Source organism: Weizmannia sp. WK01, from assembly GCF_025905465.1.
Lineage (GTDB): Bacteria > Bacillota > Bacilli > Bacillales > Bacillaceae_C > Weizmannia > Weizmannia faecalis.
This window is the reverse complement of sequence record NZ_CP109616.1, coordinates 1,568,444-1,589,658: the sequence shown is the minus strand read 5'-3', so window position 1 is coordinate 1,589,658 and position 21,215 is coordinate 1,568,444. Positions and strand designations below refer to the sequence as shown.

Here is a 21,215-nt window from a genome sequence, read left to right as displayed (position 1 = left end):
CCGTTCAAAATATGGGGTGCATGCAAGGCAACCCGCTGCATGCACCCGCGCGCAAGGTTTTTATTCAGCATATTGTTGTATCGCGCCCAGAACCGGATGGCCTGGAAGCGCATATCCCTTGCACTGGTATGCCTCATTTTCTTCTTTAAAAATTAGTTCTCTTAAAATGGTATCACTTTTTAAAACTGAAAGCAGCTTTCCTTCTGTTTGCGGGACAAGCGCGCGATACGGCACCATTTCGGCCAACACTTGTTTTTCAATTTCCAACAGCAGCCGGTGGATGTCTTTTTCGTCTTTCGCGCTGATCATGATGCTGTTTTGTGCATTGGGCACGAAATGGCTGTCTTTTATATCCATTTTATTGTAAACGGCAAGCTGCGGTAGATGGTTCATTTCCAGTTCGGAAAGCAGGCGCTGCACCGTTTTTTGATGGTTGTCATAATCCGGGTTGGAACTGTCAATGACATGCAAAAGCAAATCGGCTTCCCGCACTTCTTCTAAGGTCGAGCGGAACGCCGCAATCAGTGTCGTCGGCAAGTCCTGGATAAATCCGACCGTATCCGTCAACAAAGCCGTATAACCGCTTGGCAACACAACTTTTCTTGTCATCGGATCAAGCGTGGCAAACAGCTGGTTTTCTTCATAAGAATTTGCGGCAGACAGGCGGTTAAACAATGTCGATTTTCCGGCATTGGTATAGCCGACAAGCGCAATTTGAAACACATGGTTCTTTTTCCGCCTTTCGCGGTACCGCTCCCGGTGGTGGACAACCGTTTCAAGCTGCGCCTTGATTTCAGAAATGCGGCGGCGGATATGGCGGCGGTCCGTTTCAAGCTGGGTTTCCCCCGGCCCCCTCGTGCCGATTCCGCCCCCGAGCCGCGACAGCTCCGTCCCGCGCCCGCCAAGACGCGGCAGCAAATACTCAAGTTGCGCCAGTTCCACCTGGAGCTTCCCTTCTTTTGAGCGGGCACGCGTCGCAAAAATATCAAGGATGAGCTGTGTCCTGTCCAGCACGCGGCAATCCACCGCGGCCTGGAGATTGCGGAGCTGGCTCGGCGAAAGTTCCGCGTTAAAAACAATCAGATCAGCTTGCAGTTCTGAAACAAGCGCCCTTAGTTCCGCTACCTTGCCTTTTCCGATATACGTAGCAGCATCTACCCTGTCCCGTTTTTGTACGACTTCAAGCACCGCTTCCCCCTGCGCCGTTTCGACAAGCCGCTTCAGCTCCTCCATTGAATAGGCAAAACGGCTGTGGCTGATGCCGCTCCATTCGCATCCGACAAGAATTGCTCTTTCTTTTTTATTTTCCATTTCATCACCTGTTCCGTCCAGTATACCTGTTATCTTACCAAAAAACGCCCAAGTATAACATGTCGAGGCGCTTTTTTTGGGAAACAGGGCATGGCTTCATGCGATATCGCTTTTTTACCGCCCCCATTAAAAAAGCCCGGGCGCTGTTATGCCCGGGCTTACCTTTCTTAAAAATGTCTTCCCGGGCTGCTTATTTTCCGTGCGAAACATCTGGCCGAAAAAGCCGATTTAAGCTTCCCTACGGAAAATAAGCGCCTGCTGCAAACTGCATAGGATGCAGGCGTCAGTCCGGAAAAACAAGGTCACTGCTGCGCAGCGTGACCAGCTCATGGCGGTCATAGCAAGCCTGCATTAACAGCCGCATGGCCTGGGCGCGCACTGACTTTTCAATTACATTCCGCACATACCGGCCGTTTGAAAAACTGGCAGGGGTGCTCGTTGTTTTGACAAAAGCCAGATGATCGCGAAGCTTCCGTTCTGCATCCAAACTGAGCGTATACTCTTTTTCCGTCAGCATCCTTTTCCCGATATCCATGAGTTCCTCTACCGAGTAATCAGGAAAGTTGAACACGATCGGAAACCGGGAATACAGTCCCGGATTCAGGCTCAGGAAATAATCCATTTCGTTTGAATAGCCGGCCAAAATTAAAATAAATTCGTGCTGTTTGTCTTCCATATGCTTTACAAGCGTATCGATTGCTTCTTTCCCGAAATCTTTCTCGCCGCCGCGGCCGAGAGAGTACGCTTCATCAATAAATAAAATGCCGCCGATCGCTTTTTTAATCAAATCTCTTGTCTTTTGCGCCGTATGGCCGATGTATTCGCCAACCAGATCGGCCCTTTCCGCCTCAATCAAGTGGCCTTTTGACAATACATTCATTTTATGGAACAATTTCCCGATCAATCGGGCGACAGTTGTTTTGCCGGTTCCGGGATTGCCTTTAAACATCATATGAAGGGCCTGCTTTCCCGTTTTTAACCCGGCGGCTTCCCTTTTCTTGTTAATATAGATCCAGGCATAAACTTCTTTAACCATTTTTTTGATTTCTTCCATTCCGACGAGCGTGCCAAGTTCATCTTCAATTTCTTTTAAAATTTCATGTTCTGCTGATAAATCTTTTTTGCCGGTTTCTATTTTCGGCTGGGGAATAACGGCCTCCCTTTGGCCCGCATGGAGGACAATATTGATCTGGCCGTTATTTTTCATACGAATCGGTTGATCCATCACCGCCACCTCGCATTCTACAGACAATATACGCGGATTGGGCCGGGAGTGTGACAAATGCCCACGTACAAAAACTTGTTGTCCGGCATAAGAAAACCGGTTGTTTTTCAAATCCGCACCGGTCGAAAATCAGCACCATCCAAAATGGCGGGGGAAATTGTCGGTTTTTGCGCTTTCCCGAGAAATAATGATCTGTATCAGTTTATGTTTCAGAAGCGGATAACAGTACACATATTTAAAATGCCCGGCAAGCTGCCGGACATTTTGTTTTAATTTTCCTCGAAATTGATTTGAACATTTTTTTGCGGCTGGAACGTTGAAATCGCATGTTTGAAAACGAGTTGCTGTTTGCCGTCTGTTTCAATCAGCACGGTGAAGTTATCAAAGCCTTTTACCTGGCCGCGAAGCTGAAAGCCGTTCATCAAAAAGACTGTGACAACCGTACCGTCTTTCCGCAATTGGTTTAAGTACTGGTCCTGAATATTGATGGCTTTGTTCATTGCGAATCCTCCTCTTTCTCTCTATTTTAACCTGCTCATGACTAAAGCCGCGAGATTCCTGCAAACGCCGGTGGATCTCCGGTGATTTTAGCAGGCAGCCCCCGCAGTTTCTGCGGTTCGGTGCCCGGAGCATCTCATGACTGAAGTCACGCGTGTTCCTGGCTATACTCTATATTATAAACTATTCGATTTTAATTGTAGCTTTCCTGCTATGAAAGCGGAAATTTCTTCAAATTTTTTTTCCTTTTCTTCCTCTTTTGTCATGTCAAACCACTCAATTTCCATCTTATTGCGGAACCAGGTAAGCTGTCTTTTGGCAAAACGCCTTGTATTTTGTTTTAAGCGGGAAACAGCCTCGTCAAGGGTCATGCGCCCGTCAAAGTAATCGTAAAGCTCTTTGTAGCCGATCGCCTGGATGGACTGGACACCGCGCAAATTTTTGTCATACAACTTTCTCACTTCCTCGATTAAACCGCGTTCCATCATTTGATCGACCCGTTCGTTAATGCGTTGATACAGCTTCTCCCTCTCCATCACAAGCCCAATGAGCGCCGCACAATAAAGCGGTTCATCCTGTTGCTGTTTCTTGTAGTCTTGCATCGTCCTACCGGAAAAATGGCCTACTTCCAACGCCCGGATCACCCTTCTGACATTATGTGGATGAATCTTTGCGGCACTTTCCGGATCGGTTTTTTCCAGTAATTTATAAAGCAGGCCGGGCCCTTCCCGCCTTGCAATCTTTTCAAGTTCCGCGCGGTATGCCGGATCTCCGGCAATGTCCGAAAAACGGTAATCGTATAAGACAGATTGTATGTAAAGCCCTGTGCCGCCGACGATCATGGGCAACTTGCCGCGGGAAGCAATATCGCTTATTTTTTCCCGTACCAGTTGCTGGAATTCAGCAACCGAAAAAGACTCATCCGGATTTTTAATGTCGATCAGGTGATGGGGAATCCCTTCCATTTCAGCCTGCGTAATTTTTGCTGTGCCGATATCCATGCCTCTGTATACTTGCATCGAATCGCCGCTGATGATTTCAGCATTGAATTTTTTCGCGAGGCGGATGCTAAGTGCCGTTTTTCCTGATGCTGTCGGGCCGATCAGTACGATCAGTTTTTGTTTTGCCATTCGTACCCTACCTTTTATGCCGGAGATTGCAGCATTCTTTAAATCCCCGGATTTTTCCGTCTCTATCGTACCATAAAACAGCAAACAGAACATCTATACAGTTTCCCTTTTTTCGGGATTTTATTCATCCTTGAAAATTCACTTACGAAAAAATATTTAAAAAAGTGTGTATAGGGCTAAAGTCCTGCTTCACATCCGGTCCATTTATACTATATAATAAGGATAATCATTATGATCTATGTAAGGCAGGTTTTTTCGTATGGTTAAAAATGACGAACGCATCATTTTCATCATTGAATTAGGGCGGCTTTTAGATGAATACCACAAATGCCCGTATGAGGCTGTGAAAAAAAGCATATATGAAGATATCGTTTTGCTCAGGCATGCCATTGACCCTGATTCAAACGATATGCCTGCCAGCTCCGCAAAAAAACCATCTTAAGCACAACCGCCTCCAAAACACGCTCATGCTGCCTTTTCTTCAAAACTGTTTTTCTAATCTTCTTATTTTTCTCCGAAAGGGATGTTTGCATGGAAAAAACGAATCAGTATCTCATACTTGCCTCTGCCCATCTGTCCCGCAATATTTTCATCCTCCGCGAACAATTGATGCAGTGTGCCAAACAAAACGGCATGAACCACCCGGAAACAATCCGCCAAAGCCAATTATTGGACAAACTGATTTATGAATACCAGCTGGTAATGCTCGCACAAAGCAAAGACGGCTCTTTCCATGATTAATTCCTTCCATCCGCCCAATACCTTAAAACAAAGACCAGTCGCTGCTTTTCTGCACGTCGTCGTGATGGTGGCCCGTCAGCCGTTGCATCCTGGAAAAGTGGCCTCCGGCGTGGCGCTTGCAATCGACGAGGAAACAAAAGGACTTGTACGGCCCGTGATTGAAAGCAATCTGCGCCTTGCAAAACAAATAAGATGCCGATGCCGTATTGAATGCCAGCGGAAGATGAGAATCAGCCGGCGCATATTTTCAGGACAGAGATGAATTCCTATGGATTGGATTAAAAATGCAATATATAATGGATGGTGATAGAAATTCACCCCGAAGAAGAAGCTCATCAAAACCATTTGAAAGGAGATTGATAATGGATCAGAAGCTGGAACTTATCCTTAAGAAGCTAAGCTCACTGGAATCGGGTCAAAAAGAGCTGAACCAAAAGTTTGAAGCCTTAGAATCCGGCCAAAAAGAGCTGAACAATAAGTTTGAAGTCCTAGAATCGGGTCAAAAAGAAATGAAACAAAGATTGGAAGTTATGGGATCAGGCCAAAAAGAACTGGGACAAATTGTCAGAGCCATACGCGACCGTTCAGAAGAAACAACTGCAACAAAAATTGATGCCCTATCAATGGATGTCCACCATCTCCACGGTGAGATTGCAGGCGTCAAAGAGGAAATCAAAGATCTTCGGAATGGTGTCATTTTTGTAAATAGAAAAGTTGCAGACGCAGAACTCGAAATTAATATGATGAAGCAAAGTAAAAATCAATGACCAAATCGGATAGGTCAAGGAAATTGCCCGTCTGTAAAGTCATTTGCAGATGAAAATCGGATGAATGCATCGAAACCTCAGTCTACTTGATAGATATGTATTCTATATTCTTTAACACGATGGTGTCCAATTGCTCATACCGAAGTTGTTCCGTCCACTACAAGAATTAGGTATATATGGAAGTTATAACATCCTTTTCATTTGTGACTATATAAAATCATTTAAGTGAACTTGGAGGAGAATTATAGTGAGAAAAATCATTTCAGTTGCAGTGGCTTCCGGCCTAATTTTCGGGGTATCATTTGCTACTTCTCATGATGTTGATGCGGCAAAAACAAAGATTTATGCCAACTGTAAAGCCTTGAATAAAGATTACAAAGGCGGTGTTGCAAGAAGTAAAAGCGCAAAAAACAAAGGTGGAAAAACGCATTATAAGCCATACGTTTCAAAAGCCTTGTATGACAACAATAAAGAAAAAGACAGGGACCATGATAATATCGCTTGTGAAAGATAGTAAAGGCCCCCTAGGCTTTTTCTTAGAATCACAATGAATGACAAAAACCAAAAAGAACCAGAACAAAAACTGTACCAACTCCCATATTTCACCCAAAGCACTTATCGTTAACGGGCTGATGGGCCTTTAGTGGAAGATGGTATCGATACGCTAGTAAAAGGTTGAACAATACAACGATCTCAAACATGTTTGAAATGTGGTCAAATTGTGGTCAAACACCCGTTAAAAAGATTGAAACCCCTTGATCATCAAGGGGTTTCGCGATCCGGGAGTTACATGACCCGTTTAAACATTTTTTCGAGTTCGTACACCGAATAATGGATGATGATTGGACGGCCGTGCGGGCATGTAAACGGGTCGGATGCCATTCGGAGCGCATCGAGCAGTGCCTGGATTTCGTCATTGCGCAAATGCCGGTTCGCCTTGATGGACCCTCTGCAGCTCATCATAATCGCCGCTTTTTCACGCAATTTTTTAATATCGACTTTTTTTATAGAAAGGACATGCTCGATCATTTCCTCAATGACCTCTTTTTCCTCATTTTTCGGAAACCATGTCGGATGGGAACGGACAATGAAGCTGTTGTGCCCGAATGGTTCAAGGAAAACGCCGACCTCTTTCAGCGCATCGAGGTTCTCCTGAATTTTAATGGCTTCGTCCGTTGCGTATTCTAAAGTCAGCGGCACAAGCATTTCCTGCACTTCTTTTTTCACTTCGCCGACTTTTTCGCGGAAAAATTCATACTTGACCCGCTCCTGGGCGGCGTGCTGATCAATGATATACAAGCCGTTTTCATTTTGGGCAAAAATATACGTGCCGTGCATCTGGCCGATCGGATACATCGGCGGGATGCGGGATGCCGGCTGCTGTGCCGCGTCCTGCCCTCTTGCCTCTTCAACATCAAATCCATCGCGCGCCGGTTCATGGATTTCATCTGGAAAAACAGAATCCAGATTTTCCCCTGAAAATGCCGGGAAATCTGCGGCCGGCTGTTCCACGCTGAGATGGGGTTCTGCATCCGGGCTTTTATCGTGCTGCCCCATTTCCGTTTCCTCCGGCCGGGGCGATGGGTGCGGCGCAACAGGCGCGGAGAAAGCTTTCGGAGTTTCCGGTTCCGTTTTTCCCGGCAAATGGTCAAGCTGGAACGACACCTGTTCCTGTTTTGGTTTTTCTGCTTGCCGCACCATGCCGGACGGAATCAATTCCTGCTTTTTGAAAGCAGCTTTAATCGCGCCCGTAATCGCCCGGCACAGCTCCTTTTCTTTGCTGAACCGCACTTCAAGCTTGGCCGGGTGAACATTCGCATCGACTAAAACCGGATCCATTTTTAGCGACATCAACACAATCGGGTAGCGGCCGATCGGGAGCAGTGTATGATAACCTTCTAATATGGCCTTTACAAGCGCATAATTTTTGATAAACCGGCCGTTTACCATCGTGGAAATATAATTGCGTGAAGCCCGCGTAATTTCCGGCAAAGCGATAAACCCGTTGATTTCAAAATCAAGTGTTTGACTTTGTACCGGAATCATTTTTTTGGCAATGTTCACGCCGTAAATGGCGGCAAGCACCTGACGCACATCGCCGTTCCCGCTTGTCTGAAGCAGCATCTTTCCGCCGTGGCGGAGGCGGAAAGACACCTCGGGGTGGCTGAGCGCGAGGCGGTTCACCACATCGGTAATATTGCCGAGCTCGGTATGGATCGACTTCATATACTTTAACCGCGCAGGCGTGTTAAAAAATAAATCGGTGACCGTAATTTCCGTTCCTCTCCGGCTCGGCGCCTGTTCGCGGGCCACCCATTTCCCGCCTTCAATGACCGCTTTTGTCCCGGGCCCGTTTCCGGTTGAGGTGACGATTTCAACACGGGAAACAGCAGCAATGCTCGGGAGCGCTTCGCCGCGAAAACCGAGCGAACGAATCCGGAACAGATCATGTTCGTTTTTGATTTTGCTTGTGGCGTGGCGTGAGAAAGCAAGCTCAACATCGTCAGGCTCGATGCCGGTTCCATTATCAATCATACGGATTTTTTCCATACCGGCTTCCCAGACATCAATTTCGATAACTGTGCTTTCCGCGTCGATGGCATTTTCAGCCAGTTCCTTCACGACAGATGCCGGCCGTTCGACCACTTCACCGGCTGCAATCCTGTTAGAAAGCAACTCGTCCAGTTGTGCAATTTTTCCCATCGCGGACAACACCACCTATTTTTTTAATTTTTTCTGAATCTCATAGAGTGCATTCATGGCCGCAAGCGGCGTCATCTCGAGCAAATCGAGTTCCCTAATTTGCTTGAGCACCTTTCTTTCCTTTGCTTCAACCGTTTTCTGACGCGGCGTTTCCGGCTCTTCAAAAAAGGACAGTTGCGCGGGCTCTGTGGCAGCAGCCGCCTCCGGGGGGTTCATCTGCGTTTCGCCGTTATCCTGGTTTTCAAGCGCATGGAGAATTTTTTCGGCGCGGCGAATCACTTGTTCCGGCAGGCCGGCCAGCTTTGCCACATGGATCCCGTAACTTTTATCTGCAGGGCCTTCTTTGATTTTATGGAGGAAAACCACTTTGCCGTTTTGCTCCATGGCGCTGACATGGACGTTTTGCAGCTTGCCCAGTTCCGCAGAAAGCGCCGTCAGCTCATGATAATGGGTGGAAAAAAGCGTTTTGGCCCCGATTTCATCATGGATGTATTCGATCATCGCCTGGGCGAGTGCCATCCCGTCATATGTAGACGTTCCGCGCCCGATTTCATCAAATAAAATCAGGCTTCGTTCCGTTGCGTTTGCAATCGCGTTTTTCGCTTCAAGCATTTCGACCATGAACGTACTCTGGCCAGAAATGAGATCATCGGCTGCGCCAATCCGTGTAAAAATCCTGTCAAAAACCGGCAGCTCCGCCTCGCGTGCCGGCACAAAGCAGCCGATTTGCGCAAGGATTACCGTCAGCGCAATTTGCCGCATATACGTGCTTTTCCCGGACATGTTCGGCCCGGTAATCAGCAGAATCTCTCGGTTTTCATCCATCAGGCAGTCGTTTGGCACATAGCTTTGCGAATCGAGTACTTTTTCCACGACCGGATGGCGCCCTTCCGTAATCTTCAGCACGCCGTCTTCCCGGAATACCGGCTTTGTGTAGTGGCGTTTTTCGCTTACGACGGCAAAGCTTTGCAGCACATCAATCGTGCTGACCGCTTTTGCGAGGCGCTGCAGCCTGGGAATAAATTCTTTTACATGTGCCCGGATTTCCGTAAACAGCTCGTATTCCAGATCGATCATTCTTTCTTCCGCCTGTAAAATAAGCGCTTCTTTTTCTTTCAATTCCGGTGTGATGAACCGCTCGGCGTTCGCCAACGTCTGTTTCCGTTCATAGCGGCCTTCTTCGAGCAGGTGGAGGTTCGCCTTCGTCACTTCAATATAGTAGCCGAACACGCGGTTGTATCCGACTTTCAGCGACTTGATTCCGGTCCGCTCGCGCTCGTCGCGTTCGAGGCTTGCAATCCACTGCTTGCCGTTTTTGCTCGCGTCGCGGTAGCGGTCCAGCTCTTCGTTATAGCCGTCGCGGATCATCCCGCCTTCCTTCACGGAAACCGGGGGATTGTCCTCAATCGCGCGTTCGAGCAAATCTGTCAGTTCTTCACACGGGTCAAGAAGCGCCGCCAATTTTTTGCTTTCCGGGCTTTCCAAGCTTTCCATGACCGCCCGGATACCCGGAATTTGCTGTAGCGAGCATTTCAGCTGGATGAGGTCACGTGCATTCACATTGCCAAATGCCACCCGGCCGGCAAGCCTTTCCAGGTCGTATACTTCCTTCAGGCGCTCGCGGATATCCTCCCGCTCAAAGTAATGGTTTAAAAAGGTTTCCACCATTTGAAGCCGTGCTTCTATTTTTTCCTGCTTAAGCAGCGGCCGGCCGATCCACTGTTTTAAAAGCCTGCCGCCCATGGCTGTCATCGTTTCATCGAGCAGCCATAAAAGCGATCCTTTTTTGCCTTGCCCGCGGATCGTCTCAGTCAGTTCGAGATTACGCTTGGAGTAATAATCAATATTTAAAAACCGGCGGACTTCATACATTTCAACCGGCTGCAGATGATCGAGGCTCCTTTTCTGCGTGCGGAATAAATAGTTTAACAGTCTTGCTGCAGCCAGCCGCAAAAGCTCCGGTTCCAACTGGGGCAGAAGCCTTTCAAAGCCTTCCTTTACAGCCGTATCCGTTTCAAACGAAATGGTGATATTTCCTGTATTTTTCATTAGCCGCGCGTATTCATCCGGAAATTCCGGATCTACCACAGCTTCTTTTGCGCCGATCGACGCCAGTTCGTTCAGTACTTCTTCAAACGGGCCTTCCAAAAGACAAGCCCTGCCCTCCCCTGTTGACAAATCTATATAGGCAATCGCGAAATTCCCGTCCGCCGGGGATGCAACAGACGCAATATAGTGGTTTTCTTTTTCCGCGAGCGATTTGCCCTCCATCAAGGTGCCAGGGGTAATCAGCTGGATGACTTCCCGCTTGACAACACCCTTTGCCAGTTTCGGGTCTTCCATCTGTTCACATATCGCCACTTTATAGCCTTTATCAATCAGCTGTTCAATATAAGTGCTGGCGGAATGGTACGGTACCCCGCACATCGGGATTTTCTCGTCGCCGCCGCCGTCCCTGCTCGTTAATGTAATTTCCAGTTCCTGGGACGCTTTAATGGCATCTTCGAAGAACATTTCATAAAAATCGCCGAGACGGAAAAATAAAAAGGCATCCTGATATTCCGCCTTCACTTGCAAATATTGCTGGATCATTGGGGTATACGCAGCCATTCTTACCAAATTCCTTTCCTGCTTTTCAATCATTCTTCAATCCTGTTTATTATAACTCAACTTTCGCACCTAGAAAATCATAATAAATTCAGTGCTGGCTAATGTCTATTACGTCTCAGATACAGCACTTGACAGTAAAATTAATATATGAAAAAACACCTCTACTTTTGGTATAGTTGATTTATCGAAAATCACTACCAAATAGAAGAGGTGTCTCCTACTATGATAGCGAAAAACAGCCTGAATAATCAACTACCAAATGAAATAAAATCAACATTTAAAGAGTTGAATATGTTGAAACACTTGCGAATCGCCGGTATTACGAAGTCCTTTGGTTTTTCTTGTGCCTACATTTTTCAATTGATTTTTTGTATGATCTTTGAAAACAAAAACTGGTTCAGGATGTTGGAAAGTAAGAAAGCTACAGACATTCCAGCCAAAGATACCGTTTATCGGTTTCTCAACCAATCAACGTTCAACTGGCGTCGTTTCCTCCTTTCACTGGTTGCCTCAGTGATTGGAAAAGTTTCGAAATTGACACGTCATGACCGTCCGAAAGTATTGATTTTAGATGATTCATCTTATGACCGGAACCGAAGCAAACACGTTGAGCTTCTGGCTCGCTGCTTTGATCATGCATCTCAAAAAATGCGTTTTTACAAAGGATTCCGCATGTTGACATTAGGATGGTCTGATGGCGCAACATTCCTACCCGTTGACTTCTCATTATTGAGTTCGAAAAAGAGCCAGATCAACGGCATATCCGAAAATATCGATAAACGCAGCTCCGGTTATAAGCGCCGAAAAGAAGCATTACAAACGGCACCAGAACAGATTCCTGGCATGATTGCCCGGGCGATGAATTCTGGTATCGATGCTTCCTATGTTCTAATGGATTCGTGGTTCACCCAACAACCTCTCATCAAGGAGATTACAGAACAAGGTCTTGACGTAATTGGTATGGTCAAAAAATTAAAACAACGCTATTTTGTCGATGGTAAGCGTGTTAGCCTAGATGAATTGTATCGTCTAGCTAAACCGACTAGTGGAAAGAAAGGAATCTTGCGTTCCATCCATACAACGCAGGCCAATGGCGTGCCAATTAAAGTTGTCTTTGTTCGCAACCGCAACAAGAAAAGCGACTGGTTGGCGATTTTGAGTACAGACTGTACACTGAGTGACCAGGAAATCATCCGTATTTACGGGATGCGTTGGGATATTGAGGTTTTCTTCAAAACAACAAAGTCCCTATTAAAACTACAAAAGGAATTCCAGAGTCGTTCATATGACGCGCTTATCAGCCACACGACCATTGTGTTTGCAAGGTATATTGTCTTGTCATGGCAAAACCGTTGCAGTGTAGATGACAGAACATTAGGTGGCATGTTTTATGAATTATGTGATGAAATAGATGACCTTGATTGGGCTGTTGCATTGCAGCAGTTAGTCGAGATTCTTGAAGATACTCTGGATAAAAGTAATAAGAAAATTCAACAACTGATCAAAAGTCAACTACAACAATGGATTGCGGGTCTGCCGAATTATATCAAGGTATACCTACCTGTTTCAGTCTGCGAAAGTTGAGTTATAACATATTTGCATGAAGGCCTTCATAAATTGAAATACGGATCATTTTACAAAGCCGGGCCTTGTCTGTTGATTTTCAATGTCTCCTCCAGGGATGCCAGGTTTTTTCTGCCTGTGTCAAAACCCATTACAGGATTTCGCGTGCATTCTAAGCATGCGTTTTGGTGGGGCAAATGGCCGCGCTTTTACCGCCGGATGCCCAGAAAAAAACTAGGAGTGCATGTCTCCTAGTTTGTGGCTTCTATTCTTCTTCACTTCCCACTAAAAAGTCAGGGTTTAATTCTTCAAACTCGTCGCTGCTTTCTTCTTCCCATTCATCGTCATCGCTGCATCCTTCAGGCGAGATGGCAACACAAACCTTTGTTTCTCCGATGACTTCCACGAGAAACTCTCTTTCAACACTGACAATGATTTTATTGCCGTTTGGCGAAATGACCGCTTCAATGCAATTCGGCTGCTGCAGGACGCTTGCGATGACTTCTTTGTCGTCCAGGCAATCCGGATCCCTGTAATGCAATTTAACGGTATCGGTATACTCGACTTTTTCCGTCATGACCGATGTCTTCGTATTGTCATTATGGGAATACCAGATGTTCACATCATAAGAGCCGCGGATTTTAACTTCTTTATCTATTTTCCTGGCTTCGTACTTATGGTTGATAATCCAGCAGCCTAAAATGCTCGAAGGATGCTGCGGCGGGCAAATCGTATGATTGGACTGCGTAAATTTGCGCCCTTTCGCAACGACTGCTTTTGTAATGATTTCTCTATATTCTGCCATTCGAGCGAACCCTCCTCATCTATTTTCAATTCATCCTATGCTTTTACCCAGGCCGGTGTGCCAATTCTTTTTCTCGCCACCTCCGGGTAATCCTAACATATGCCGCGACAATAGGAGGGTGCCCGTACAATGGATTTGCCTTGTGCTGCGCACCAAAAAAACGGTGTGCACAGATGCACACCGTTTTTTTCAGTGGAGGGTGCCGGAAGAATATTTCACCTGGGATCCGGTTTGGCCTTTTAAAAGATCGCCGCCGGTCGATTTGATGATTTCATCCGTGACCGTATTGGAAATGGTATTTGTGACAATCTGGAGCAGGTCGTTTACGTCCACCTGTGACTGCTTGAATTCCTGAACGACCGGGATGCCGTCCAGTTCTTCCTCCAGTTTATCTATTTTGGCTTCTACTTGTTTTAATGCTTCTTTTTTTCCATAATGCTGCAAGTTGACAGCCTGCTTTTGCAAAGCTTTAATATTGGCAATTAAATTGCGGACTCTCTCATTTTCATTGATTTGCGCTTCCGCCCGCTTAAAAAAATCGACCTCTTCCGTTTCCGCAATCATTTTCGCAAGTTCGGCAGCTTTTGCGACGATATCATCTTTTGTAAACTTCTGCATCACGCTTCCACCCCGGCCGGATCAGGCACGGCCACCATTTCCCCGTCCAGTGACCATGTTTTCGCCTTCGTAATTTTTACCTGCACAAGTTTTCCAATTGCTGATTTCGGCCCCTTGAAGTTGACGAGTTTGTTTTTGCGTGTGTAACCGGCTAAAATTTCCGGATTGTTTTTGCTTTCGCCTTCTACAAGCACTTCCACAACCTGGCCTTCGTATTTTTCCATGGCCGCTTTTGAATAGGCATTGACGAGTTCATTCAGGCGCTGCAGCCTTTCCTTTTTCACTTCCATCGGGATATTATCTTTCATTCTGGCTGCCGGCGTGCCTTCGCGCGGGGAATAAATAAACGTATAGGCCGTTTCGAACCCGACTTCTTTATACAGGGACAAGGTTTCTTCAAACTGCTCTTCGGTTTCGTTTGGGAAACCGACAATAATATCGGTAGACAGCGCCACATTCGGAATCGCGGCTTTGATTTTTCTGACGAGTTCCAAATATTGTTCCCGCGTATATTTGCGGCCCATAATTTTTAAAATTTCGCTTGAACCAGACTGGACAGGAAGATGGATATGCTCGACAAGGTTTCCTTTTTTCGCCAGCACTTCGATCAGACGGTCGTCGAAATCGCGCGGATGGCTCGTGGTAAAGCGGATGCGCGGGATGTTGATTTTGCGCAGATCATCCATCAAATCGCCAAGTCCGTATTCAAGGTCATCAAAATCTTTTCCGTAGGCATTGACGTTCTGGCCGAGCAGCGTGATTTCCTTGTAGCCTTTGGCTGCCAGTTCACGCACTTCCTGGATGATGTCTTCCGGACGCCTTGACCGCTCTTTTCCGCGCGTATACGGCACGATACAATACGTGCAGAACTTATCGCATCCGTACATGATGTTTACCCATGCCTTGATGTTGCCTTTGCGCACTTTCGGCAGGCTTTCGATCACGTCGCCTTCTTTGGACCATACTTCCACAACCATTGCCTTGGACATATACGCTTCTTTTAAAATGTGCGGCAGGCGGTGAATGTTGTGGGTGCCGAAAACCATATCGACATGCGGGTGTTTTTGCAAAATTTTATTGACGACGGATTCTTCCTGCGACATACAGCCGCAAACCCCGATCAGCATGTCCGGTTTTTCCGTTTTCAACGGTTTCAGGTGGCCGATTTCGCCAAACACTTTATTTTCGGCATTTTCACGGATGGCGCATGTATTTAGCAGAACCACATCCGCATCTTCCACCGTTTCGGTCGGTGTGTAACCAAGCTGCATAAAAATGCCGGCCATCACTTCCGTGTCATGTTCGTTCATTTGGCAGCCGTAAGTCCGGATGTAAAATTTCAATCCGTCGCCCATGCCTTTTAAGTCTTCATCGATTTCGAAGTCTTTAAAATACTGGACTGGTTTCCGGCTCCGTTTTCTTGCTTCTTTTAAATTCGGCGGAATATAAACCGATTGGAAATATTTGCTGTAGTCCTTTTCGGATTTTTTGTCCGCAGGCTCTACAGGGTTCACTTGCTGCTGTTCCAAACGTTGTTTCTCGTTCATGGCAATCCCCTTTCTGTTTGCACCATGCCGCGCTCAATTTGCGGCAACCATATAAAAATCATGCGTATAACCAGTATAAATGGTTTTTTCTCCTATTACAACAAACCCCCGTTCCCGGTATGTGTCAAGTTTTTCACGATTCCCGGAACATCCGGACTTCAAAAGCCGTTTGTTTAACCATTTAACGCGGATTCATTCGCGGTTTGTGCCGGTGTCACATTGGCAAAACACCGGGCTGTGCGCTTTACCGGGAAAAAAGAAGCCGTTACCTTCGTGCCCGGCGCAAAAAGCCCCTTCCTGTTTCAGGCAGAGGCTTTTTGCGTTTCTCTTCCGTTTTACATTTTATGCCTTCACTTGCGATAAAACGTGTTTGAACGTACGGATAACCTGGTCGATTTCTTCATAGCTGATTGTAAGTGCCGGTTCAAAGCGCAAAGTTTTCGAATTAATCAATGTGCCTGCGACAAGCACGCCCCCGTCAAACATGCCTTTTGCCACTTCATAACCGAGTTCATCCGAATGGAATTCTATCCCGATCATTAACCCTTTCCCGCGGACTTCCTGGACAATGTCTTCGTGGCCTTTTGCCGCCTCTTTTAAGCCGTTCAGGAAATAATCCCCGGCAACAGCTGCGCGTTCCGGCAGCTTTTCCTCGATGAGGACACCGATCGTTGCAATTGCCGCAGCACAGGCAAGCGGATTTCCGCCGAAAGTGGTAGTATGCATGAACGGATTCGGGAACCAGCTTTTGAACACTTCTTCTTTCGCGACCACCGCGCCGGCAGGCATCACACCGCCGCCAAAAGCTTTCGCGAGACAGAGAATATCCGGGACGACGCCGTAAAGTTCCGCCGCGAACATTTTTCCGGTACGGCCCATGCCGGTCTGCACTTCATCAAAAATGAGCAGCGCGCCAAACGCATCGCAAAGTTCACGGACTTGTTGCAAGTAGCCCTCCGGCGGGAGAATAATGCCGCCTTCCCCTTGGATCGGCTCCAGCATGACGGCTGCAACATCTTCTCCGACAAGGGCGCATGTTTCAAACGTTTTTCGCATCATGTCAATGTCGCCGTACGGGATATGGCGGAAGCCCGGAACAAGCGGAAGGAATGGTTTGCGGAACATGCCTTTCGCCGTCCCGGACAATGAACCGAGGCTTTTCCCATGAAAAGCACGGGTAGTCGAAATGATGGTTGTCCGGTCGCTGTACATTTTTGCGAGTTTCAATGCCGCTTCCACGCTTTCCGTTCCGCTGTTTGTGAAAAACGCATATTTTAAATCGCCGGGCGTGATATCCGCCAATATTTTTGCAAGCATGGCCCGAAGCGGGTCAAGCAAATCCTGGCTGTGGAGCGCCTGGCGTTTCAGCTGGTCGGTCACAGCTTTTACGACTTTCGGATTACGGTGCCCGACATTGTAGATTCCGAAACCGCCCAGACAGTCGATATATTCTTTGCCGTTTACATCTTTAAAACAGGCGCCGCTGTCGGACCATTCGACTGCCGCAAACTGGCCGCCTTCCGTCACGGTTTTCCGGTATTCCAGAAAGCCCGGATTCACATATTCGCGGAATCCGTCCACCGTTTCCTTCGTAATCCATTCCGCTTCTTCCTGCGTGACTTCCTGTTTTTCAATTAAATTCAGCACTTTATGAATATAACCGAGTACCGCTTGTTCTTCGCTGTTTTTCTTCTCTTGTTTGATATCTATCCCCATTTATGATCTCTCCTTATTTTTCATGTGAAAACCAGCCGGTTGGTTCCACTTGTAAATTGATGTTGATTTGTTTGATTTCCTGAAATTCTTCGAGCCCGAATGTGCCGAGGCTGCGCCCGATTCCGCTTTGCTTATAGCCGCCCCACGGCGCTTCGTTATAAGTAGGATGATAGGAATTGATCCACGTAATGCCGGACCGGATCTTTTTAATGACCCTTAACGCCTTGGCCCCGTCATTGGAGAAAACCGCACCGGCCAGCCCGTATACCGTGTCATTGGCCAATTTTACAGCTTCCGCCTCATCCTTGAATTTTTGAATAACAACGACAGGGCCGAAAATTTCCTCCTGGACAATCCGCATGTTTTGTTTAACATCCACAAACACGGCCGGCCCGACAAAATACCCTTTATCCAGCCCGTTTTCCAATAGGCGGTTGCCGCCAAGCGCTAAGGTGGCGCCTTCCTGCTTGCCGATTTCAATATAAGAAAGCACTTTTTTCATATGTTCTTCGCTGACAAGCGGGCCCATTTCCGTATCCGGATCATCCCCCGGCCCGACTTTAATTTTGGCGGCTCTTTCCACAAAATGGGAGACAAATCTTTCGTACAAGCTTTCTTCAACAAGGATTCTCGAGCCGGCGGAACATACCTGGCCGGCCCCGCTGAAAATGCCGTACAAGGCGTAATCAACGGCCGTTTCAAAATCTGCATCGGCAAAAATAATATTCGGAGATTTCCCGCCGAGTTCAAGGGAAACTTTTTTCAACGTATCGGCCGCCTGCCGCATCAGATGTTTCCCGGTTTTCGTGCCGCCGGTAAAGGAAATCATATCCACTTCCGGATGGGTGACGATCTCCTCGCCTACTACCGGCCCCGCGCCCATGACCATATTGGCGACACCTTTCGGCAAGCCGATTTCTTCAAAGATTTCAAAGAGCTTCATGGCTGTCACCGGCGTCACCTCGGACGGTTTAAAAACGATCGTATTTCCGGCTGCCAGTGCCGGCGCGATTTTCCAGACGCTCATTAAAAGCGGATAATTCCATGGCACGATAAGGCCGCATACCCCGACGGGTTCCCGGACAACCATTGCCTGCATCGGATCTGCGACATGGTAGGTAAACCCGTCAGGCTTCGTAATTAAGCCGGCGTAGTAACGGAAACAGGCAGCCGCATCGGCAATATCATAGCTTGCTTCTCTTAACGGTTTCCCGTTGTCCAACGTTTCAAGCCTGGTTAAAGCCTTCGCGTTTTCGTCGATTTTATCGGCAACTTGAAATAAATACGCTGCCCTTTCCTGTGCAGGAATGCCGGACCATATCCCCGATTCAAAAGCTTTTCGAGCTGCATCCACTGCTTCATGGGCATCACGGGTGGTGCCTTCCGGGGCAATGGCGATGGTTTCACCGTTCGCAGGATTTTTTATGGCACGCGTTTCCCGGTTATCTGCATCGATCCATTCGCCGTTAATATACATTTTCAGGTTGATGACGGATTGTTGTACCCCGACCATTTTTCATCCTCCTTTATTCTCTTCGACGAATAATCTTGCAAGAAGGGTGCCAATTAATTTTCAGCCTGATTTATGCGGTTTCGCACGCACAGCATTATGCAGTTTTGCATAATGCTATTTTTTTCTGCATGGAAACGGAGCGGGGAAAGTAAAAAAGAAAACCGGCGCGTTTACACCGGGAGGCACTGAAACAAGTTGCAGGCTGCAAAAAAACGGCGGGACACTGTGAATGGTAGCGTCCCGCCGTTTTTTAGGCTTTGTTTGCGGCAGCAGGGGTTTTTAGAAGAAGCTTTACTTGAAAACGGCATCCTCTGTTTTCCTGTTTTTCTTGTTTAATATTTTTTGGTATTTGCGGCTGACGGAAGACTGGCTGATGCCCAGTGCTTTCGCCGCTTTTGTTGTCGTTTTGTACTGGTTCATGGCCAGCAAAATGAGCTGCTCCTCGACGGACTCCATCGCCTCCTGCAACGGCATGATTCTTGTGACGACCGGCTTCATTTTTTTCCTTTCAGAGCCGAATGTTAAAAACTGGCTGACAAACCCGCCATCGATGGCAGCATGGTCCGCAGTGACGACCAGCCTTTCAATAATATTTTGCAGTTCCCTTACATTTCCCGGCCACGGGTAACATTCCAGCACATTGATCGCATCAGGCGTTAAATAAAACTTCCGGCCGTATTTTTCGTTTAATTGCTGCAAAAAGTGGAAGGCAAGCAGCGATATATCTTCCGGCCGTTCCCGGAGCGGCGGGATCCGGATCGGAATGACGTTCAATCGGTAATATAAATCTTCCCGGAACCGGCCCTCTTCCACCATTTTTGCCAGGTTTTGATTTGTCGCCGCAATGATCTGGACATCGATTTTAATGGGGGTTGTGCTGCCGATCGGGATCACTTCCTGTTCCTGCAGCACCCGCAGCAATTTGACCTGCAGGTGCACCGGCAATTCGCCGATTTCATCAAGGAACAAAATGCCGCCGTCCGCCTGCTTAAAGTATCCTTCTTTTCCGTTTTTTTCCGCACCTGTAAAGGCGCCTTTGACATATCCGAACAATTCGCTTTCCAGCAAAGTTTCCGGAATCGCACCGCAGTTCAGTTTTAAAAACGGTTTTTCCGACCTTTTCCCGAATTGGTGGATCGCCTGGGCAATGACTTCTTTTCCGACGCCCGATTCGCCGGACAGTAAAACAGTGGACGAAAATTCGGCGATTTTCTTTACCTGGTGCATGATTTTTTCCATTTTCGGGCTGCAGTAAATCATTTTTTTCAAAAACCGGTCTTTGTTTTTGAACTGGTCGAGCTCTTTTTTGTACCGGGCTGAAATTTCTTTCATCTCTTTCAGTTCGGTTTTTAACCGGGTCGTCTCGGTTATGTCCCGCGATGCAATAATGATCCGGTCAAGCGCGCCTTTTTCATTAAAAACCGGGTTCCCGACGGCCAGAATTTTTCTTCCCGTCCGCGTTTCCTGCACAACGGATACTTTTTTCCGTTTTTCCATCACGAGCCTTATAACCGACGGGGTGAATAAGCCCTGGTCTTCAAAATCGAGGATATTTTTCCCGATCAGCGTTTTTACGTCCACCTGCCAGAAATCTTCAATGATGTTCTCCCCGTAGCGAAGCAGTTCGCCCTTTGCATTGACGACAAGAATTTCGTCATAAATCGTCGACAGAATCGCATTCAAGTCTTTATTTAAGTCTTTTATATATTCGATTTCAAGTGCCATTTCTTCTACCATCGGCAAATCCTGAACGACAATGATCAGGCCTTCAACTTCACCGGCGAAATTTTGAATCGGGCTGTAGTCGGCCAAAACCCCGACCCCGTTTGCGAATTCAAGATGGTTCAGATACGTTTTCCCGGTTTCAAACGCTTTTGCGATATGGTCATGGCTGAAAATACTTTTACCAGGGGCATTCAGCACCGCTTCGTGCGGCAATTTAATCATTCGTAAACCTGCTTCGTTACAATGGATGATCCGTTTTTCCCTGTTGAGCACAAAAATGCCCATTGGGATCGATGCGAGCAAGATTTTCAGAAAGTGGGCGCTTTCGTTTTCCTGTTTAAAGAGCTCCGCCAGCATGTCCTCTCTTTGGATGTAGCCGGACGGGCGGCCATCTTCGCTTCTCACAAGCGCAAATGGTTCACCAATGATTTGGAACAAGCTCGTAATGGAAATATGGTCATCGAGACGGCTGATCCCGTCAAGCGGTTTTGCGTGGCGAAGCAGGGTTTCTTTTGAAAAGTTGCCTTTTTTAAGCTTTTCCAGCAGTTGATGATTCAGCAAGGCATAGGCAAATAATTCTCCGTCCTTCTTTAAAAACAGAAAAGGCCCTTTATGCTTTTGTAACGCCAGCCTTAAATCTTCTTCACCGTCAACCGAAAAGGGGATGATCGGCTTTATTTTTTCTTTTGCAATTGCCGGCATTGCGATTCCTCCTTGCACCTTCTAAAAATATAGTATCACTA

17 protein-coding genes are annotated in these 21,215 nt (G+C 47.1%); 5 read left to right on the top strand and 12 right to left on the bottom strand.

What is annotated here, in order from left to right:
• Window positions 1–60 precede the first annotated feature (60 nt).
• The 4 genes from hflX to miaA all read right to left on the bottom strand — a co-directional run bounded on the left by hflX (window position 61) and on the right by miaA (window position 4,164).
• Complete coding sequence (gene hflX / locus OF158_RS07325; protein ID WP_014098479.1) at window positions 61–1,311, bottom strand: GTPase HflX; 1,251 nt, start codon at window positions 1,309–1,311, stop codon at window positions 61–63.
• Between the two features lie 283 nt (window positions 1,312–1,594).
• Window positions 1,595–2,536, bottom strand: a complete 942-nt coding sequence (gene spoVK / locus OF158_RS07320) for a stage V sporulation protein K (protein WP_014098480.1) — start codon at window positions 2,534–2,536, stop codon at window positions 1,595–1,597.
• Window positions 2,537–2,805: 269 nt separating this feature from the next.
• Window positions 2,806–3,036, bottom strand: a complete 231-nt coding sequence (gene hfq, locus OF158_RS07315; RefSeq protein WP_013859183.1) for an RNA chaperone Hfq — start codon at window positions 3,034–3,036, stop codon at window positions 2,806–2,808.
• A gap of 174 nt (window positions 3,037–3,210) precedes the next feature.
• On the bottom strand, window positions 3,211–4,164 hold the full coding sequence (miaA, locus tag OF158_RS07310; RefSeq protein ID WP_035185093.1) for a tRNA (adenosine(37)-N6)-dimethylallyltransferase MiaA: 954 nt from the start codon (window positions 4,162–4,164) through the stop codon (window positions 3,211–3,213).
• A gap of 259 nt (window positions 4,165–4,423) precedes the next feature.
• Between miaA and OF158_RS07305 the strand changes: the two genes are divergently transcribed.
• From OF158_RS07305 to OF158_RS07290, 4 genes are all read left to right on the top strand, one after another.
• Complete coding sequence (locus OF158_RS07305; RefSeq protein WP_014098483.1) at window positions 4,424–4,606, top strand: hypothetical protein; 183 nt, start codon at window positions 4,424–4,426, stop codon at window positions 4,604–4,606.
• 89 nt (window positions 4,607–4,695) lie between these two features.
• Window positions 4,696–4,905 (top strand): aspartyl-phosphate phosphatase Spo0E family protein, encoded by a 210-nt coding sequence (locus OF158_RS07300; protein WP_014098484.1) that lies wholly within the window; start codon window positions 4,696–4,698, stop codon window positions 4,903–4,905.
• A 362-nt stretch (window positions 4,906–5,267) separates the two neighbouring features.
• Window positions 5,268–5,672 carry a hypothetical protein gene (locus tag OF158_RS07295; protein WP_017551564.1) on the top strand — a complete coding sequence of 135 codons (405 nt, stop codon included), beginning with the start codon at window positions 5,268–5,270 and terminating at the stop codon, window positions 5,670–5,672.
• Window positions 5,673–5,919: 247 nt separating this feature from the next.
• The gene (locus OF158_RS07290) at window positions 5,920–6,186 is read left to right on the top strand and encodes an excalibur calcium-binding domain-containing protein (protein WP_017551563.1); all 267 of its coding nucleotides are present in this window, start codon (window positions 5,920–5,922) and stop codon (window positions 6,184–6,186) included.
• 272 nt (window positions 6,187–6,458) lie between these two features.
• On the opposite strand, the gene mutL is transcribed toward OF158_RS07290, so the two are convergent.
• Both mutL and mutS read right to left on the bottom strand, forming a co-directional pair.
• Complete coding sequence (gene mutL, locus OF158_RS07285) at window positions 6,459–8,375, bottom strand: DNA mismatch repair endonuclease MutL (protein ID WP_014098488.1); 1,917 nt, start codon at window positions 8,373–8,375, stop codon at window positions 6,459–6,461.
• 15 nt (window positions 8,376–8,390) lie between these two features.
• The gene (gene mutS, locus OF158_RS07280) at window positions 8,391–11,018 is read right to left on the bottom strand and encodes a DNA mismatch repair protein MutS (RefSeq protein WP_043052501.1); all 2,628 of its coding nucleotides are present in this window, start codon (window positions 11,016–11,018) and stop codon (window positions 8,391–8,393) included.
• A 189-nt stretch (window positions 11,019–11,207) separates the two neighbouring features.
• Between mutS and OF158_RS07275 the strand changes: the two genes are divergently transcribed.
• Window positions 11,208–12,569, top strand: coding sequence for an IS4 family transposase (locus tag OF158_RS07275; protein ID WP_043052472.1), 1,362 nt, complete (start codon window positions 11,208–11,210; stop codon window positions 12,567–12,569).
• A 244-nt stretch (window positions 12,570–12,813) separates the two neighbouring features.
• Here the strand turns inward: OF158_RS07275 and OF158_RS07270 are convergent, their stop codons facing one another.
• The 6 genes from OF158_RS07270 to OF158_RS07245 form a co-directional block, all read right to left on the bottom strand.
• On the bottom strand, window positions 12,814–13,353 hold the full coding sequence (locus OF158_RS07270; RefSeq protein WP_014098490.1) for an outer spore coat protein CotE: 540 nt from the start codon (window positions 13,351–13,353) through the stop codon (window positions 12,814–12,816).
• A 189-nt stretch (window positions 13,354–13,542) separates the two neighbouring features.
• Window positions 13,543–13,971, bottom strand: coding sequence for a regulatory iron-sulfur-containing complex subunit RicA (locus OF158_RS07265; RefSeq protein WP_014098491.1), 429 nt, complete (start codon window positions 13,969–13,971; stop codon window positions 13,543–13,545).
• A complete protein-coding gene (gene miaB / locus OF158_RS07260; protein WP_026683679.1) occupies window positions 13,971–15,518 on the bottom strand; it encodes a tRNA (N6-isopentenyl adenosine(37)-C2)-methylthiotransferase MiaB in 1,548 nt (515 codons plus the stop codon). The genes OF158_RS07265 and miaB overlap by 1 nt, the downstream gene beginning before the upstream one ends.
• Window positions 15,519–15,860: 342 nt before the next feature.
• Window positions 15,861–17,234: a putrescine aminotransferase gene (locus OF158_RS07255; RefSeq protein ID WP_014098493.1), complete on the bottom strand. Its 1,374-nt coding sequence runs from the start codon at window positions 17,232–17,234 to the stop codon at window positions 15,861–15,863.
• A 13-nt stretch (window positions 17,235–17,247) separates the two neighbouring features.
• Complete coding sequence (locus tag OF158_RS07250) at window positions 17,248–18,747, bottom strand: aldehyde dehydrogenase family protein (RefSeq protein ID WP_014098494.1); 1,500 nt, start codon at window positions 18,745–18,747, stop codon at window positions 17,248–17,250.
• A 291-nt stretch (window positions 18,748–19,038) separates the two neighbouring features.
• Window positions 19,039–21,174, bottom strand: a complete 2,136-nt coding sequence (locus OF158_RS07245; protein WP_014098495.1) for a sigma 54-interacting transcriptional regulator — start codon at window positions 21,172–21,174, stop codon at window positions 19,039–19,041.
• Between the last annotated feature and the right edge of the window lie 41 nt (window positions 21,175–21,215).